Source organism: Acinetobacter sp. LF10, assembly GCF_048585715.1.
In the GTDB taxonomy this organism is placed as follows: Bacteria; Pseudomonadota; Gammaproteobacteria; order Pseudomonadales; family Moraxellaceae; genus Acinetobacter.
Genome location: NZ_CP184160.1, coordinates 2,182,409 through 2,200,139 on the forward strand (window position 1 = coordinate 2,182,409; position 17,731 = coordinate 2,200,139).

The window sequence follows — 17,731 nt, forward strand, 5'->3', positions numbered from 1 at the left end:
TTTATGAGCCAGAATCCATCATCATCCAATTCAGAACGTGATACAGATCAAGTCAACCAAACAACAGATGCTCAAACAAAAGAAGCAGCATCTGAGCCTGTTTCTCTAATTGAACATACAGAAAAAGTAGAAGCTGAAACAGCACCTTTGGATAAAAAAATTCCACCGAATAAATCATCTAAAAATGGAAAATTCAAACTTATTGGGTTAATTATCCTTATTTTATTATTCGGTTTAATTGCATATGGTCTATGGAAAGCTTATCAACCTCAGACCATTGAATTACAAGGTCGTGTTGAAGCAGAAACAGTACATATCAGCACCAAAGTTCCAAGCCGTATTGAAGAATTTTACGTCACTGATGGACAACCCGTCAAAAAAGGACAAGCTTTGGTTCGTTTTGTTAGTCCAGAGTTAGAGGCAAAGAAAGAGCAAGCACAAGCAGCTTTACAAAGTGCCACAGCATTTCATTCAACCGTATATCGTGGTGCTCAGCAAGAGAATATCGAAACCTTATACGCCAACTGGCAAGCAATGAAAACCCAAGCTGATTTGGCAGCAACCACTTATAAACGTGGTGAAAATTTATTTCAACAAGGTGTCATTTCTCGTCAACGCCGTGATGAAATGTTAGCCGCCCAAACTTCGGCACGTGAAACTGCAGAAGCAGCTTATCAACAATACGCACGCGCTCAACGAGGCAGTACGGAGCAACAAAAATCAACTGCTGATGCACAAGTGGCTATGGCTCAAGCAGCGGTTAAAGAAGCCAATGCTTTAACCGAAGAAACCAAACTATATTCACCGACTGATGGCACTGTTTCTAAAACTTACGGCAAACCAACTGAGTTGGTCGCAACAGGCATCCCTGTAGTAAGCATTCTTGAAGACCATGATTTATGGGTAAGTTTGAATGTCCGTGAAGACATGTATAGCTCAATTTATAAAACTAAAACTCTGGAAGGTTTTATTCCTGCACTCAACCGTAAAGCAAATTTTAAAGTGAAAAAAATTGATGCCGAAGGTGATTTTGCAACGATTAAGACAACAAGACAAACTGGCGGTTATGATATTCGTAGTTTCAAATTTCATTTAGTATCAGAACAAACCATTCCAGACCTAAAAGTCGGTATGAGTGTTTTATTTAACATTGCAGAGGCAAAATAACCGATGTTTGCAGTAATGCTTCGGGAATTGCGCTATTTAAAACGCCATAAAGCTGATTTTTTTATGGCGATCATTGCCCCTTTGTTGGTGATTCTTCTTTTTGGCAATATGTTTGCATCGGGTAAAGCTGAGCATTTACCTATCGTTGTGATTGATCAAGATCAAAGTGAAATGAGCCGTAAAGTCATTCATGCACTGAGTATCAATCATACTTTACAAGTAAAAACCATCACCACTAGCAAAGATGAAGCCGAACAGCTTATTAATAAAACTGAAGCATGGGGATTCGTTTTAATCCCCGATGGCGCAGAACAAAGATTAGTACAAGCACAAGATGCACAAATTAGTATTGCCTACAATCAATCTTTTTTTAGTATTGGGAATACCATTTCTTCTGCGATGTTGATGAGTACATTAAACGGTATGGCAGATTATATGGGAGAGAGTTACTTATCAAATGTAATCCCCTACTTGGATGTTCCGACTCCTCATATCAAAATTTCTACACTATATAATCCTAATATGAGCTATGAACTGTTCCTTGAGCCGTTCATGGTACCCGCAGTTTTGCATTTACTGCTTTGCTGTTGTGTGGCTTTTGCGATCGGACAGGAATTTAAAAGGAAAACCTTAACTGAATGGGTAAATTCAAAACAAATTATTTCTAGCCTGTTGGGCAAAATTTTGGTCTATGTCTTTATTTTTTGTGCGTGGACATGGTGCTGGATGTTTTGGTTAGCGCATATTCGTGGCTACTTTATTGCAGGTTCACTCAGCCTGATTTTGCTTGCACAATTTTTACTTTATTTTTCTTATGCTGTCATCAGTAGCACAGTGGTTTTAGCCACCAAAGATCTACCTAAAACCTTTGGTTTTATTGCACTTTATGGCGGATCATCACCAAGCTTTTCAGGAATTACCCTACCCCTGAATAATGCTCCAGCATTTACTCAATTTTGGTCAATGATTATTCCGTATACGCCTTATGCGAAACTACAAACAGAGCAATGGGTGATTGGTAGTGATATTTCCGTATCTCTCATTCCTTTTGGCATTTTAGTTATTTTCTCTGCTCTTTATCTAGGTTTAAGTATTCGTTTATTGAAGAAAAATATTCAGGAGCAAAATCAATGAAATCATTTTGCTTCTATTACATCCAAACGTTTAAAAATATTGTTGCAAATAGTTCTGTATTTACCACATTGATTGCAGCTGTAATCATGTATAGTTTTTTTTACCCTACTGCTTATAAAGCTCAGTCGGCAGCAGATATACCAATTGTGATTGTTGACCAAGAGCAAAGTATTTTAACTTCAAAAATTATTAGTCAAGCTGCTAATAGTCCACATATTCGAATCACAACAGTTACCGATGACTTCTTAGAGGCTGAGAAACTCGTAAAAAATCAAAAAGCTGAAGGTATTCTATTATTACCAGACAATCTAACCAATAGCTTAAAACGTGGTGAAATGGGCGGAATCGGACTTTACCTCAGTACAGCCTATTTCATTCGAACCAAAGAAGTGGGAATTGGTCTAGCGACTTCAATTGAAGCGAGTTTACAAGAATATTTAGAAAAATTTGGGCATGCTTCTTCATTCCCCCCTGAGATTTCAATTCATCAAATTCCTTTATTTAATACATTATCTGGCTATGGCAGCTATATTTTTCCTGCTGTGTCCAGTCTTATCATTCATCAAACCATATTACTTGGGCTTGCCATGTTGATTGCCAGTTATCGAGAAAAAGGTTGGGTGGCGAAGCGATCAGAATTTTTTGCGATTTTTGCCGCAATATTAACCATCGGATGTTTAGGCTGTCTCTATTTATTTGGCTTTACATTTTGGTTATATGAATATCCGCATGGGGGTAATTTTGGGGGAATGCTATTCGCTGTTCCGATTTATGTGAGTTGTATTATTGGTTTAGCGATGCTAGTTGGTTCTCTGGTCGATATGCCCGAACGTGTTGGACATTTGATTGTTGTGACCTCTGTGCCTCTATTTTTGTTAACAGGTACAGCTTGGGCACATTCCGCTATGCCTGAATGGATGCAATGGTTGGCATGGTTACTTCCTTCTACGCACGGCGTGCAAATGTTTGTGCAATTAAATCAAATGGGTGTCGCAACATCTATTGTTGTTCCTAAACTTATTTATCTTGCGACGGTAGCTGCAATTTTACTGGCACTTTCTTATTATCGGTTGGTGATGATGGAGCCAATAAAAAAGGAAGCTGATTAGCTTCCTTTTTTATTGATTTCAGAAATTTAAGTTAAAAAACTAAAATATTTATTAAATAATACGCTCTAATTTAATTTTTTCATAGAATTTAAAATTACTATAAAATTCAGAATCCAAATAACGTTTATCAAAAAATTCAACATAAATCTCATATTTATTTTCGTAAAGATTAAATTCAATTTTAAATTCTGTTGTTTCTAATATAGAAAAAATCTTCTTTTCATAAAAACTCAAAACAACATCCCTAAAATCAAATTTAAAAACTTCTTTCAAACTTGATATTTTTTTACAATATTTATTTCAGGAAAACGATTTTTACTTAAATTAAAATCCAGAATAATTTTAAAGTCATCAAATTCTGAAGAAAAAGTTAATGGTTGCATATATATTAGTTTCATAAAAAACTGATACTTACTTTTAACTGGACTTTTTCTATTAATGATCGAATAATACCAAACATCTTGAACGTTATCGAGATAAATACTTTTCCCAAAAGCCTGTTTTTTATAATTTTTTAAACAGATTAATAAATCAAAGTTTAATTCGTAATTTTTACCAGTAAAATCATGAAAATCCATATGTTCTAAAAGAGAAAACTTTTCCAAAAGAGAATAAAATTCATGAAAATCATCACCAAAACCATCACAATTACAATTCAGCATCAAAAGCTGCAATAAAGGATTATCCAGTGATGCACGAATAATATTACTATATTTTTTCTTTTCATCATCTGTTAAATTTTTAATATCATTAATTTGTTTTAAAACTTGATATAGTATAATAAAATATCTTCTTAATTCATAGATATTTCTTAAACCCACTTGTTTATATTCTAATTTATAATTTGATTCAAAAATTTCATAAAATTCAAACAGCTTATTTTTTTCAATAAAATTAGTATTCAATAAATTTAATTCAGACAACAATGTAGTAAATAACATATCAAATTGTTGTATTTTTTGAGTTTTTTCTATTTCATTTTGTGCTTTAGCTGATATTTCCAACTGTTTATTACTATTCTTTAATTCTTCTCTACTTAATTTTAAATCTATTCTATTTTGCTCAAGGGCTATTTCATTTTGTTGAATAGCTCTTTTTGTCTCTTTTAATATTTCTTGATTCTGTAAAAGTTGTTTATTCTGATAAAGTAAAGTTACTATTAGAGCTGAAAAACTAAGAAATGCGAATACTGGATTTAATAAACCACCAATATAATCTCCAAAAGCCCCCCAAGCTGCCGTGTCATTTGTAATATACTTAAATGTAGTGAAATACATAAAAAGTAAAAATGAAATAAATATTAGTATACTTATAAAAACTGGTATCAATATATTCTCAATTTTCTTCATTTACTCTATCTTCAAATTCTAATTTCTATACAATGTAAAAAAGGAAGCTCATAAGCTTCCTTTTTTATCACCTCAATAATTACGCTTCTGGCGTATCATCTTTTGGTTCTACTGTCGCTTCTTCAGAAGTTACAGCCTCAACCTCTGTATTTTCCGTTTCTTCTGTAACGTCTAACTCTTCGTCATCTTCTACAGCTTCAATCGAAACCACACCGACTAAGATTTCAGCATCGCTTAAGCGAATTAAACGAACGCCTTGTGCATTACGACCTGTGGTTGCAACTTCAGCAGCACGCGTACGCACTAATGTACCACCATCAGAAATCAACATCAGTTCTTTGCTTTCATCAATTGATACCGCACCAACTAACTCACCATTACGTTCGCTAGTTTTGATTGCAATCACGCCCTTACCACCACGTTTCTTGGTTGGGAAGTCATCCACTGGTGTACGTTTACCATAACCGTTTGCACAAGCACACAGTACTTCACCCGTTTCAGGTACAACCACAAGTGAAACAATGCGACTGACAACAGTTGAATCTGATGAATCATCATTATCATCGCTGTCATCATTTTCAACATCAGCATCTTCAACGTCGATCGTACTGCTTGCCAATTTGACCCGCATACCACGAACACCTTTGGCCGTACGTCCCATCGCACGAACATCTGTTTCAGCAAAACGAATTGCCTTCCCTTCGTTCGAGAACAACATGATCTGCTGATTACCGTCAGTGATTGCAACGCCGATTAAAGTATCTTCTTCGTTCAACTCAATCGCACGTAAACCATTTGAACGAACATTGCTAAATTGTGCTAATTCAACACGTTTAACCGTACCTGATGCCGTTGCCATGAATACATAGTGATTTTCAGGGAATTCAGTCAATGGCAAGATTGCCGTCACAGTCTCATTCGCATCCAATGGAAGCAAATTAATAATTGGACGACCTTTCGCACCACGTGAAGCCTGCGGAACTTCAAACACTCTTAAGCGATACACTTTACCAACATTGGTAAAACATAAAACTGTTGCATGGTTGGATGCCACAATTAAATGTTGAATAATATCATCATCTTTCATCGAGGTTGCAGACTTACCACGACCGCCACGACGTTGTGCTTGATAGTCAGAAAGTGGTTGAGTTTTCGCATAACCTGTTTGAGAAACAGTCAGTACCACTTGTTCTTCTGGGATCAAATCTTCACGGCAGAAATCAACGCCTGATTCAACAATTTCAGTACGACGCCCGTCACCATATTGCTGCAAGATCAAAGCAAGTTCTTCACGAATCACATTCATCAATAGATTAAAATCATTGAGAATTGCTGTTAATTCAGCAATTTGACCTAAGATTTCAGAATATTCTGCATGTAATTTATCTTGTTCTAAACCTGTTAAACGGTGTAAACGTAATTCTAAAATTGCTGCCACTTGCGTTGGTGACAAGCGATAAATCTCACCTGACAAACCAAATGGGCGAGTTGGGTCTTCGCCTTCAATTTCATCTGGACGAACAGAGATTGCACCTGCTTTTTCAAGCAATGCGACCACACCGCCGCCTGCCCACTCACCTGCTTGTAAACGCTCACGTGCTTCAGCGGGGTTAGCAGAAGTTTTAATGGTTTCAATAATGGCATCAATATTTGCCAAAGCAACCGTTAAACCCTCTAAGATATGTCCACGTTCACGTGCTTTGCGCAATTCAAACATGGTACGACGCGTCACAACTTCTTGGCGATGACGAATAAATGCCGCAATAATATCTTTTAGGTTCATCAACTTTGGTTGACCATTGTCTAGACAAACCATGTTGATACTGAACGAGTTTTGAAGTTGGGTATGCAAGAATAAATTATTCACTGCAACTTCTGCATTCTCACCTCGTTTCAAGTCGATTGCGATACGCATACCATCTTTATCAGACTCATCACGAAGCTCAGAAATACCTTCTAATTTCTTCTCTTTGACTAACTCAGCAATACGCTCAATGGTTTTTGCCTTGTTAACTTGGTAAGGAATCTCAGTAAAGACAATCGTAGTACGACCCGTTTTTTGATCTTCTTCGAAGTGATATTTACCACGAATATGCAAACGGCCTTTACCCGTGCGGTAAGCATCCACAATCCCTGATTTACCGTAAATAATACCGCCTGTCGGGAAATCTGGCCCCGTAATATGCTCCATCAAACCTTCAATAGAGATATTTGGGTTATTGGCGTAGGCTAAACATGCATTCACCACTTCTGTCATGTTATGCGGCGCCATATTGGTCGCCATACCTACCGCAATACCTGTCGTACCATTAATCAAAAGATTTGGAATACGTGTTGGCATCACTTGAGGAATACGCTCAGAACCGTCGTAGTTATCTTCCCAATCAACAGTATCTTTTTCTAAGTCTGCTAAGATTTCATGGGTCAACTTTTGCATACGCACTTCAGTATAACGCATCGCTGCTGCGCTATCCCCATCGACCGAACCGAAGTTACCTTGACCATCAACCAACATGTAACGCAAGCTAAAATTCTGCGCCATACGAACGATTGTTTCATATACTGCGATGTCACCATGAGGGTGATATTTACCGATCACGTCCCCGACAACACGAGCAGACTTTTTGTATGCTTTGTTATAATCATTGCCCAATTCATGCATTGCAAACAACACACGACGGTGAACAGGTTTAAGACCGTCTCTCACATCTGGTAATGCACGAGATACAATTACGCTCATCGCGTAATCTAGATATGAATGCTTGAGTTCGTCCTCAATGGCAATCGGTCTAATTTCCGATACGCTCATGCATACTCCTTGTTTACAAGTAGATGGCTCTACTTGTTTTTATGTATTCAATCTTGCAAAAATTTAGCTCAGAAACTTGAACTAAAATTAAAAAATATAGCGAAAAATTATAGCATAAAGCACTTATTAACAGGGAGTTTGCTAATCTGAAAATAGCATTTTTTTACAATAAAAAATTTATTAGAATTAATAAGTTAAAAATCTAGTTTTCCATTTTTTAGTGAATAGAATAAAAGGTTATTTTTTAATCAAAATAATGGCATTTTTAATAAAATATTCAATCCAGTTTTTTTAAATCAGCGGTATAAATAGGCATATTCTCTTTGAAAGAAAATTAAGTCTAGCTCCAAGGACTTTGCTGTTAGCTCAAAGATCATGCTGTGCATTTGACCTCGATGATGCGTTTGATGGTTAAATAGGTGTGCCAATATTTCAATCAAAGGCTCAGTATAAACTTGACCTCGACGGACATAAGTAATCATTTGATGGAATGAAACTTCATCATGTTCATGGATAAAATTAATCAGACGTTGATCATGTTCAATTCGAGCATTCTCTAATTGGGCAAGTTGATTATAAAGAATCTCATCCAAAGTATACGTTGATGCAAGAACGCCTTTGATACGCTCAAACCAAAGTATATCTCCTACCAATACATGATTTGCCGTTTGCATAAGGGATTTAAAATAAGCTTTACAATCTTGATTTAATTGCTCCTCTGTTAAGCTGATGAGCGTAGAAAATAACTTTTGGTTTGCCCACTGATTATAAAGAACCAGCATCTGAAAATAGGTCTTAAAAGTATAATTCATCGGTAATACTCTCATTTATTTGTTCCTATTTTTAACATAAAAACGCTCCTTTCGGAGCGTTTGAGACCTGTAAGAATTAAGGTGATTTAACCTCGACATCCATAGGTGCAACAGTACGCACCCATACAGAGCTCCTCCCAAATAGCGAAACGCCTTTAAATGCTCGCACTCGGAGCAAACGGCCATTATTGGTCACTTCCCCCTTACCCTGATAAGTACGACCGCTCAAAACCTCTAACAAAGTCGCATTATTATATTTGTTTGGGTTTTTGGGATCTTTGGTCACACCAGAAACAATCTCCATTCCTAGAATAGGCTTATTCGTATTTGGCGCAGCACATTTCACACAATGCGTTAAGATCACACCGCTAACGTTGGGGTAACGATGAACAATCGTTCCAGAATAAGTTCCATCAATTTTCTTTTTAAATTCAATGATAGATAAAGGTTCACCCGTACGGTCATCAATACTTTTCCAATACCCTTCGATCGAATCAGCTGCATAAACAGTTGTACTCGCCAAAACTGTCCAAAACACCCACAAAACCCATTGAGATAACGAGTTTATTTTCATTTTGCATCTCCCTATATTTTGCAAAATTATTTTTTTAATTGAAGCAAACTTTTTTTACTTTCTGATTACTTAGGTCTGATCGTTGCTGTTTTACAACAAATAATGATTTTTTCTAATCTCTCGACCATAAAAAACCCCTGTTTGCACAAGGGTTTTTTCAAACTTAATTCAGAGAATTAAAGTTTAGATACCAATTCTGGTACAACAGTGTTCAAATCACCAACTAACCAGTAGTCAGCAACGCTGTTGATTGGCGCTTCTTCGTCTTTGTTGATTGCAACAATAACTTTAGAATCTTTCATACCCGCTAAGTGCTGAATCGCACCAGAGATACCGATTGCTAAATAAAGATCAGGCGCAACGATTTTACCAGTTTGACCAACTTGGAAGTCGTTTGGTACAAAGCCTGCATCTACAGCAGCACGTGAAGCACCTTGAGCAGCACCAAGCTTGTCAGCTAATGGGTCAAGTACTTTGTGATAGTTTTCACCAGAACCTACACCACGACCACCAGAAACAACGATACGCGCAGCAGTTAATTCTGGACGATCAAGTTTCACGATTTCTTCGCTTACAAACGTAGAAATACCAGCATCTTTCGCTTCAGCAACAGCTTCAACCGCAGCAGAACCGCCTTCAGCAGCTACAGCATCAAATGCTGTACCACGAACTGTACCAACGATAATTGCTTCGTCAGATTGAACAGTTGCGATTGCGTTACCTGCATAGATAGGACGCTTGAAAGTATTTGCAGATTCAACAGCAATGATGTCTGAAATCATGCTTACGTCAAGAAGTGCAGCAACACGTGGAAGAATGTTCTTACCCGTTGTTGTAGATGCAGCTAATACGTATTTGTAACCGCCTTTCGCGATGTCAGCAACTAAACCGGCAACGTTTTCAGCCAATTGGTTCGCATAAGCAGCATTGTCAGCAAGTAATACTTTGCTTACACCAGCAACTTTAGCAGCAGCATCAGCAACTGCTTGAGCGCCAGAACCAGCTACTAATACAGTAATATCACCACCGATTTTTTGAGCTGCCGCAACAACGTTTAAAGTTGCACCGTTAAGTGACTGGTTGTTGTGATCAGCGATAACTAAAATACTCATGATTTTATCCTTCTGTATTAGATCACTTTCGCTTCATTTTTCAATTTTTCAACAAGTTCGTCTACAGACTTAACTTGTACGCCAGCTTTACGTTCAGCAGGTGCTTCAACTTTAACTGTTTTAAGTTTAGTACCAGTTGCAACGCCATAGTCAGCAGGAGACTTAGTATCAAGCGGTTTTTTACGCGCTTTCATGATGTTTGGAAGAGCAGCATAACGTGGCTCATTCAAACGTAAGTCAGTGGTGATGATTGCTGGAAGACCAAGCTCAACAGTTTGTAAACCGCCATCAACTTCACGAGTAACTTGTACTTTACCGCCGTCAACTTTAACTTCAGATGCAAAAGTACCTTGACCAGCACCAAGTAAAGCACCAAGCATTTGACCTACTTGGTTAGAGTCATCATCAATTGCTTGTTTACCAAGAAGAATAAGTTCTGGTTTTTCAGCATCAACAACGCCTTTTAAAATTTTAGCAACTTCTAAAGCGCCAATTTCATCAGCAGTTTCAACTAAGATACCACGGTCAGCGCCTAAAGCCATTGCAGAACGAATTTGTTCTTGCGCGTCTTTAGAACCCACTGAAACAACAACGATTTCTGAAATCGTTCCTTTTTCTTTTAAGCGAACCGCTTCTTCCACTGCGATTTCACAGAATGGGTTAATTGACATCTTAACGTTAGTAAGGTCAACCCCAGTATTGTCCGGCTTAACACGAACTTTAACGTTGGCATCAACCACACGTTTTACAGCGACAAGAGCCTTCATGTAATCCTCGGCTGTTCTAAGCAAGTAAATGTAGTGAAGAGCATTCTAACTCTTCGATCGAAACTTTTTAGGTGCCCTATCTTGCAATGTATTTGGCATTTCGGTCAAGTCACAATTTTCGCTATGACTGGAAAAAAGATGAAATGCTCAGTTCACTAATTTTGATGAGTTATTCAGCATATAAATATTGTTATACTTTCAGCACTTATATTAGGCTTTGATTTAGCTAATATTTTATATAATTCAACCACCTAAATTGGCTATATAAAAACACGTACAAAAGATCTGTAACCGATCATTTCTGATAAATCTTAATCCAATTTACATTTTGCAAAAACTTGGCAATAAAGTAAGAATGTCTGTTCAATAAATTGCAACTACAAATAAAAAAAACAGTCGGTTATTAAACATTCAACTTTGCAACATCATGTATCTTTTATGATCTAATTTTACTCAAAAAAGAATACCGCAATTACCATTTAAACATTGGCAATGGACTCCAAGGCTTATGCAAAAAACGTTTAAACCCAAGAAACATTAAATTCTTATGAAAACCACAATTCGGATATTGTTGCATTAAATATTTAAAAGTTTGAAAGGGAATATTTGAACGCAATAATCCTAATGAAAAATCGGCATAATCAGCCTTTCTAAAATGTTCAACTAAGGGATATTCATCACATTCGGTAGCTGTTAGCTTGTGATGCTCCGTAATCATTAAAGCTAGTTCATTTTGCCAATCAGATAATTGATTGATTTCAAGATATTGCCTCATCTGCTGAACAGAGGGTTGAATGTAATCAATCGTTTTTGCTGTCCGAATACCAATATCATGAAAAGCAACAGCAATCGCAATTTTGTCACGGGTTTGTTGGCAATCATCTTGGGCTAGGATTAAACAGCAAACAGCCACACGCTTACAATGATTCAAATAACCTTGATAGTCTGCACCTATTATTGTTTGATATTGAAATAAAATCTTCTCAATATAATTCGCACATTGAATAAATACTTCATTATCCAACGATAAAGCTGTTTCTTGTTGTTCACTCATTTTTTTGTGCTCGCGGATGGGCTTGATCATAGACTTTTGCTAATTGATCAAAATCAACATGGGTATAAATTTGGGTCGTTGATAAATTACTGTGTCCTAACATCTCCTGCACTGAGCGTAAATCACCGCTTGCTGAAAGCATATGGCTGGCAAAACAATGGCGTAATAAATGCGGATGTACATCGACATTAACATCTGCTCTTTGTGCTTGCAATTTAACGCGATTTTCAATTTGACGAGGTTGTAATGTATTTCCTCGTTGTGAGATAAATACCGCCGAATCTGCTGCAAAACTGCCTTGCCATATCCGATAAATTTTAAGCCATTCAATCAAACTTGCTTTTGCTTTGCTTCCAAACGGCACAACTCTCGTTTTATTGCCTTTACCCGTTATACGCAACAATTGTCGATTAAAATCAATATCCTTAATCTTTAACCCTTGTAATTCGGCTAAGCGCAATCCACTGGAATAAAGAAGTTCAAGCATTGCTTTATCACGTAGCCATAATTGTTGTTCGATCGGCTTCTCCGGCGCTGCCTGATCTAGAATCTGATTCACTGTTTCAATATCAATCATCCCTGGCAAAGGACGCGGCTGGCGCTTTAATCGAAAGTCTTCAGATGGATTTTGTTGTAGATACTGACCTTGCTCAGCCCACTTCATAAACTGACGAATTGATGTTAAATGGCGTTGCAGACTACTCGAACTCAATTGATCTTGCTCAACTCGTGTAGCCAAGTATTCCCTCAAATCAGATGCTTCGACATCTTCCAATCGTAGCTTTTTGTATTCACAAAACTTTAAAAAATCGGTTAAATCACGTTGATATGCTGCAATCGTATGCTCCGATTGATTTTGAATAATGCGTTCTTTTAACCACATGGAAAGAAGTTTTGTAGGAGTTTCCAAATTTCTCTCCATCTTGGAATATCGACCAACTTATATTTTAACAAATTTTCTTCTGATTTATCTTTAAACAAATCTCGAAGTATATATAGCTGTGTAATACAATATATTTCAAGTTTTCTGTAGTGCCATCATCATGTCAATGTTGCTTACCCCCTATCTAATCGCAATTACACTTCTTACGATTACTCCTGGTCTGGATACAACACTCATCATCCGTACCGCAACACTTGAAGGCAAAACGAAAGCATTTCAAGCAGCTTTAGGAATTAATCTAGGTTGTATTGTGTGGGGAGTGATCGTGGCCTGTGGCTTAGGTGCATTGTTGATGACTTCGGATCTTGCTTTTAATGCTTTGAAATGGATAGGGGCAATTTACCTAACATGGTTAGGACTTAATCTTATTTTAAAACCTCGTAGCCAACTTGCGAGTTTAAATAATTCAGCAGTGACAACGCAAAATTGGTTTATGAAAGGTTTTTGGGGAAATTTACTCAATCCCAAAGTCGGTATTTTCTATATTTCTTTTTTGCCACAGTTTATTCCACAGTCTGCATCTCCAGTCATTTGGACCATGAGTCTTGTGATGATACATGTAGTAATCGGATTAATCTGGTCAATTTTTCTAATTGCTGCGATGCAGTCCATTTCCGCTTATTTAAAGCAACCTAAATTTATTCGATACATGGATCGTATCACAGGCAGTATTTTTATCTTGTTTGCACTCAAACTCGCCTTTAGTAAAAGATAGATTATAAAAAAGCGCGTTCCAATCAACGCGCTTTTTTCTTAAACCTTAGATCATCAGCCTTGGAAATATCGTAAATCCAAACGCGCATCGTAGACATGCGTGGTTGGACCTGTCATCCACACCACATCACCTTCACGCCATGCAATATGTAACTTACCACCTGCAAGCTGAACTTCAACTTCATTGGCAAGTAAACCACGGCGCATACCACTGACCGCTGCTGCACAAGCTCCTGTACCACAAGCTAAAGTCTCGCCAACACCACGCTCAAACACACGTAACCGAATATGCTTTTCATCAATGATCTGCATAAATCCAGCATTCACGCGTGAAGGAAAACGTGTATGTGATTCTACTTGTGGGCCAATACGCTCAACATCAGCAGTTAATACATCAGGTACGATAGTCACAGCATGAGGATTACCCATGTTCACAACATCAATATTGATACTTTGATTGTCTGCAAGTTCTAGTGCGTATAAGCCTTCAATATCTTCATGTTCTTGGGTAAGAAATGGAATTTCTTCTGGAAGAAATTTTGGTGGTCCCATATTTACACGGACCCACCCATTGGCACCCAATTCAGGCTCAACAATACCCGCTTTAGTTTGTACGCGAATTTTAGTTTTGGTCGTCAGTTGACGCTCATGTACAAAGCGAGCAAAACAACGTACACCATTACCACATTGTTCTACTTCTGAACCATCAGCATTAAAAATTCGATATTTAAAATCAACATCAGGAAAATCAGGTGGTTCAACAATCAGAAGTTGATCAAAACCCACACCAAAATGACGATCGGCTAAACGTTGAATGGTTAAAGTATCTAAATAAGCTCGCTGCGTGATCAGGTCAACGACCATAAAATCATTGCCCAAACCATGCATTTTGGTAAATTCTAAATACATCTCAATTTACTCCTCAGGCAATAAACGTTCTTTTTCCCAAAGTGATTCTATGGTTTCACGTTCACGAATTAAATAGGCTTGATCACCACTGACCATAACTTCGGCAGCACGACCACGGGTGTTGTAGTTCGAGCTCATTACAAAACCGTAGGCACCTGCACCTAATACAGCAAGGACATCATTTTCTTGAAGTGCTAAATTACGCTCTTTACCCAAGAAATCACCTGTTTCACAGATTGCACCAACCAAATCCCAAGTTTTAACTTCAACATCAGGATTTGGATTCACAGATTGGATATCCATCCATGCTTCATATAAAGCGGGGCGAATTAAGTCATTCATCGCTGCATCAATGATGGCAAAGTTACGGTGATTGGTTGGTTTTAATAAATCAACTTTGGTTAATAAAGCACCCGCATTAGCTGAAATACTACGCCCTGGCTCCATATACACTTTCAAGCCCAATTTTTCTAAAGCTGGACGCATGGCATTGGCATATTCAGCAACACTTGGAGGAGTTTCGTCTTTATAACGAACACCTAAACCACCACCAATATCAATATGTTTGAGGTTGATACCCAAGCCTTTCAACTGCTCAATCATGACAATGACACGATCCAAAGCATCAACGAAAGGTTTGGTTTCTGTCAATTGCGAACCAATATGACAGTCAATTCCAACGATCTCTAGGTTGGGTAATGAAGCGGCATATTGATACGTTTCATTCACCGTATCACTTGGAATACCAAACTTGTTTTCTTTCAGACCTGTTGAGATATAGGGATGAGTTTTCGCATCCACATCTGGGTTTACACGTAATGAAATCGGTGCTTTTTTGCCTAATTTTGCTGCTACTTTTTGAATGCGATCAAGTTCAGCATAAGATTCAACATTGAAACACGCAATGCCGACAGTTAATGCTTTTTCAATATCTGCTTCTGATTTACCTAAACCAGAGAACACAATTTTTGATGGCTCACCACCTGCTGCAAGTACACGAGCGAGTTCACCACCCGTCACAATATCAAAACCTGCACCAAGTTTTGCCAAGACATTTAAAACAGCGATATTTGAGTTTGACTTCACCGCAAAACAGATTTGATGATCAATAAAATCAAAGGCACGATGCATATCTAAATAATGCTTCTCAAATGTAGATTTTGAGTAAACATATAAAGGCGTGCCAAATTGCTGTGCGAGCTGATCTAATGAACATTGCTCAGCATGCAATACTCCATTAATGCGAGTGAAACTCATGAAGATGTCCTTATTTACAAACTTAAGGTGAGGTGGTCGGTGATGATGTAACTTGGCGTTCTGACTTTAGATCAGATGAAGCTTCTGCTTTGGATGCTTCATTTTTATAAAGCAGGTATTTTGCACGCTTATCGTGATCCTGATTAGAGGGTAATTGCAACATGCCTGACTGACCACATGCAGTGAGTACCACACTACTCAGTAATAAACCGATCGAACAAATGACTTGACGCATCTGAGCACCTAACTTTTACAATTCGGAGCAGTATAGCGTGATCAACCCACAGGCTAAAGTCTAAACATAAAAAAACGCCAACTTATGCTGGCGTTTTTTTCATTCAAACTCGTCTAGCTTATTTCTTTTTCGCAAAGAAATAACCAATTGCCAAAATAACAAACCAGATTGGGCTGACTTTAAGTGACTCTAAAGTGGTTTCGTCCAAAGCAAGGAAATAAATCGTTGCAAGGAAAAATGCAATGACCGCCCAACAAGTAAACACACCACCAGGAAGTTTAAAAGTTGATTCTGCATGTAACTCAGGACGGTTTTTACGGTAGTTAATATAACTCCACATAATCACAATCCAGACACAAATAAACAGGATCGTTGATAATGTGGTCGCCAAGGTAAACGCGGTAACTTCATCATTGGTTCCTGTTTTTACTTTATAAACAAATTGTACAAATGCACCAATAAAGATACAGATCGAAGAAAAGATTAATGCTTTTGCAGGAACTGCCGATTTAGAAAGTTTTCCAAATAATTTTGGTGCTTGCTTATCCGTTGATAAACCAAACAACATACGACTGGTTGAAAATACACCACTATTCATTGATGACATCACTGAAGATAACACCACCAAATTCATAATAATCGCCGCAGAAGCAATACCCGCTTGTGAGAAGATGTTTACGAATGGGCTGACTTTAGGGTTGATTTGATCCCAAGGTGTTACACACATCACCACAAACAATGCCAATACATAGAAAATAATGATACGAATTGGAATTGAGTTAATCGCTTTCGGTAAGTTACGTTTTGGATCTTGTGTTTCAGCAGCAGTTGTACCGACCAGCTCTACACCGACAAAAGCAAAAATTGCAATTTGGAAACCTGCGAGGAAACCATCTAACCCTTTAGGGAACATACCACCATGTGTCCACAAGTTGCTAATACTCGCCGTTGTACCAACAGCATTAGTGAACCCCGTAAAGATCATCCATAAACCAACCGCAATTAAAACAATAATTGCTGTGATTTTAACCATTGAAAACCAGAATTCCATTTCACCGAATAGTTTTACAGTGACAAGGTTTAATCCCAGTACAAATAGAATCGCAACACTACTAATCAACAATCCGCCCAATGGAGTAAATGACTCACCCCCATTGAAAAATTCAAGATAGTAAATAATGGCTGATAAATCAGCGATACCAATCGTGACCCAACATAGCCAATATGTCCATCCAACAAAATAACCCGCCCAAGGACCGATTAAATCAGTGGATAAATCAATAAAAGATTTATAGTGTAAATTGGATAGAAGTAATTCGCCTAAGGCACGCATGACGAAAAACACCATGATACCGATCAAGCCATAAATGAATAAAATAGATGGTCCAGCTAAACTAATGGTTTTGCCTGACCCCATGAACAATCCCGTTCCGATTGCTCCACCAATTGCAATCAGTTGAAGATGTCGATTAGAGAGACTACGGTGGAGTCCGCCTTGATCGGTTGCTTCACTCAGATTTTGATTCGACATTTTACAAAAAATCTCCAGTATTGTTGTCCGTTAACCTGAAATCGAATCAAAACAATCTGCACCATTATTAGGCATCTTTTTTTAACACACGTTTTTGAAACGCTTTCAGTTCAACAACTTCTGCCTGTATTACTCAATATTTCAAGTGAAATAAAAATTGTATCGGATGATACGCACTAGAATAGGACAATACAATCAAGTCGCTTACAGATACTGTGACTTATTAGGTTTAAAAAAATAAGCAGCGGTAATCGC

Annotated in this window: 16 protein-coding genes; 4 read left to right on the forward strand and 12 right to left on the reverse strand. The window is 37.6% G+C overall.

What is annotated here, in order from left to right:
* Positions 1–3 precede the first annotated feature (3 nt).
* From ACN19N_RS10645 to ACN19N_RS10655, 3 genes are read left to right on the forward strand one after another with little or no spacing between them, the layout of a single operon-like run.
* The gene (locus ACN19N_RS10645) at positions 4–1,167 is read left to right on the forward strand and encodes an HlyD family secretion protein (RefSeq protein WP_269229929.1); all 1,164 of its coding nucleotides are present in this window, start codon (positions 4–6) and stop codon (positions 1,165–1,167) included.
* A gap of 3 nt (positions 1,168–1,170) precedes the next feature.
* Positions 1,171–2,301: an ABC transporter permease gene (locus tag ACN19N_RS10650; protein WP_269229928.1), complete on the forward strand. Its 1,131-nt coding sequence runs from the start codon at positions 1,171–1,173 to the stop codon at positions 2,299–2,301.
* Positions 2,298–3,410 (forward strand): ABC transporter permease, encoded by a 1,113-nt coding sequence (locus ACN19N_RS10655; RefSeq protein ID WP_420001296.1) that lies wholly within the window; start codon positions 2,298–2,300, stop codon positions 3,408–3,410. Before ACN19N_RS10650 ends, ACN19N_RS10655 begins: the two co-directional genes overlap by 4 nt.
* Positions 3,411–3,679: 269 nt before the next feature.
* Here ACN19N_RS10655 and ACN19N_RS10660 read toward each other — a convergent pair whose 3' ends face one another.
* The 8 genes from ACN19N_RS10660 to xerA all read right to left on the reverse strand — a co-directional run bounded on the left by ACN19N_RS10660 (position 3,680) and on the right by xerA (position 12,770).
* The gene (locus ACN19N_RS10660; protein ID WP_420001297.1) at positions 3,680–4,759 is read right to left on the reverse strand and encodes a putative phage abortive infection protein; all 1,080 of its coding nucleotides are present in this window, start codon (positions 4,757–4,759) and stop codon (positions 3,680–3,682) included.
* A 79-nt stretch (positions 4,760–4,838) separates the two neighbouring features.
* Positions 4,839–7,568 carry a DNA gyrase subunit A gene (gene gyrA / locus ACN19N_RS10665; RefSeq protein ID WP_420001298.1) on the reverse strand — a complete coding sequence of 910 codons (2,730 nt, stop codon included), beginning with the start codon at positions 7,566–7,568 and terminating at the stop codon, positions 4,839–4,841.
* Between the two features lie 296 nt (positions 7,569–7,864).
* Positions 7,865–8,380 (reverse strand): DinB family protein, encoded by a 516-nt coding sequence (locus ACN19N_RS10670; protein WP_420002382.1) that lies wholly within the window; start codon positions 8,378–8,380, stop codon positions 7,865–7,867.
* Positions 8,381–8,456: 76 nt separating this feature from the next.
* Complete coding sequence (locus ACN19N_RS10675) at positions 8,457–8,954, reverse strand: DUF2147 domain-containing protein (RefSeq protein WP_420001299.1); 498 nt, start codon at positions 8,952–8,954, stop codon at positions 8,457–8,459.
* A 176-nt stretch (positions 8,955–9,130) separates the two neighbouring features.
* Positions 9,131–10,066: an electron transfer flavoprotein subunit alpha/FixB family protein gene (locus ACN19N_RS10680; protein ID WP_241335262.1), complete on the reverse strand. Its 936-nt coding sequence runs from the start codon at positions 10,064–10,066 to the stop codon at positions 9,131–9,133.
* A 17-nt stretch (positions 10,067–10,083) separates the two neighbouring features.
* Entirely contained in the window at positions 10,084–10,833 is a 750-nt protein-coding gene (locus ACN19N_RS10685; RefSeq protein WP_004661090.1) for an electron transfer flavoprotein subunit beta/FixA family protein, read from the reverse strand.
* Between the two features lie 472 nt (positions 10,834–11,305).
* Positions 11,306–11,887: a phosphohydrolase gene (locus ACN19N_RS10690; protein WP_269238257.1), complete on the reverse strand. Its 582-nt coding sequence runs from the start codon at positions 11,885–11,887 to the stop codon at positions 11,306–11,308.
* Complete coding sequence (xerA, locus tag ACN19N_RS10695) at positions 11,880–12,770, reverse strand: site-specific tyrosine recombinase/integron integrase (RefSeq protein ID WP_269239703.1); 891 nt, start codon at positions 12,768–12,770, stop codon at positions 11,880–11,882. Before xerA ends, ACN19N_RS10690 begins: the two co-directional genes overlap by 8 nt.
* A 160-nt stretch (positions 12,771–12,930) precedes the next feature.
* Between xerA and ACN19N_RS10700 the strand changes: the two genes are divergently transcribed.
* Positions 12,931–13,545, forward strand: coding sequence for a LysE family translocator (locus ACN19N_RS10700; RefSeq protein WP_269238258.1), 615 nt, complete (start codon positions 12,931–12,933; stop codon positions 13,543–13,545).
* 53 nt (positions 13,546–13,598) lie between these two features.
* Here ACN19N_RS10700 and dapF read toward each other — a convergent pair whose 3' ends face one another.
* From dapF to ACN19N_RS10720, 4 genes are all read right to left on the reverse strand, one after another.
* Positions 13,599–14,453: a diaminopimelate epimerase gene (dapF, locus tag ACN19N_RS10705; protein WP_046739412.1), complete on the reverse strand. Its 855-nt coding sequence runs from the start codon at positions 14,451–14,453 to the stop codon at positions 13,599–13,601.
* Between the two features lie 6 nt (positions 14,454–14,459).
* Positions 14,460–15,710 (reverse strand): diaminopimelate decarboxylase, encoded by a 1,251-nt coding sequence (gene lysA / locus ACN19N_RS10710; protein WP_269238259.1) that lies wholly within the window; start codon positions 15,708–15,710, stop codon positions 14,460–14,462.
* 22 nt (positions 15,711–15,732) lie between these two features.
* Positions 15,733–15,945 carry an LPS translocon maturation chaperone LptM gene (gene lptM / locus ACN19N_RS10715; protein ID WP_269238260.1) on the reverse strand — a complete coding sequence of 71 codons (213 nt, stop codon included), beginning with the start codon at positions 15,943–15,945 and terminating at the stop codon, positions 15,733–15,735.
* Positions 15,946–16,063: 118 nt separating this feature from the next.
* Entirely contained in the window at positions 16,064–17,476 is a 1,413-nt protein-coding gene (locus ACN19N_RS10720; RefSeq protein ID WP_269238261.1) for an amino acid permease, read from the reverse strand.
* Positions 17,477–17,731: the final 255 nt, after the last annotated feature.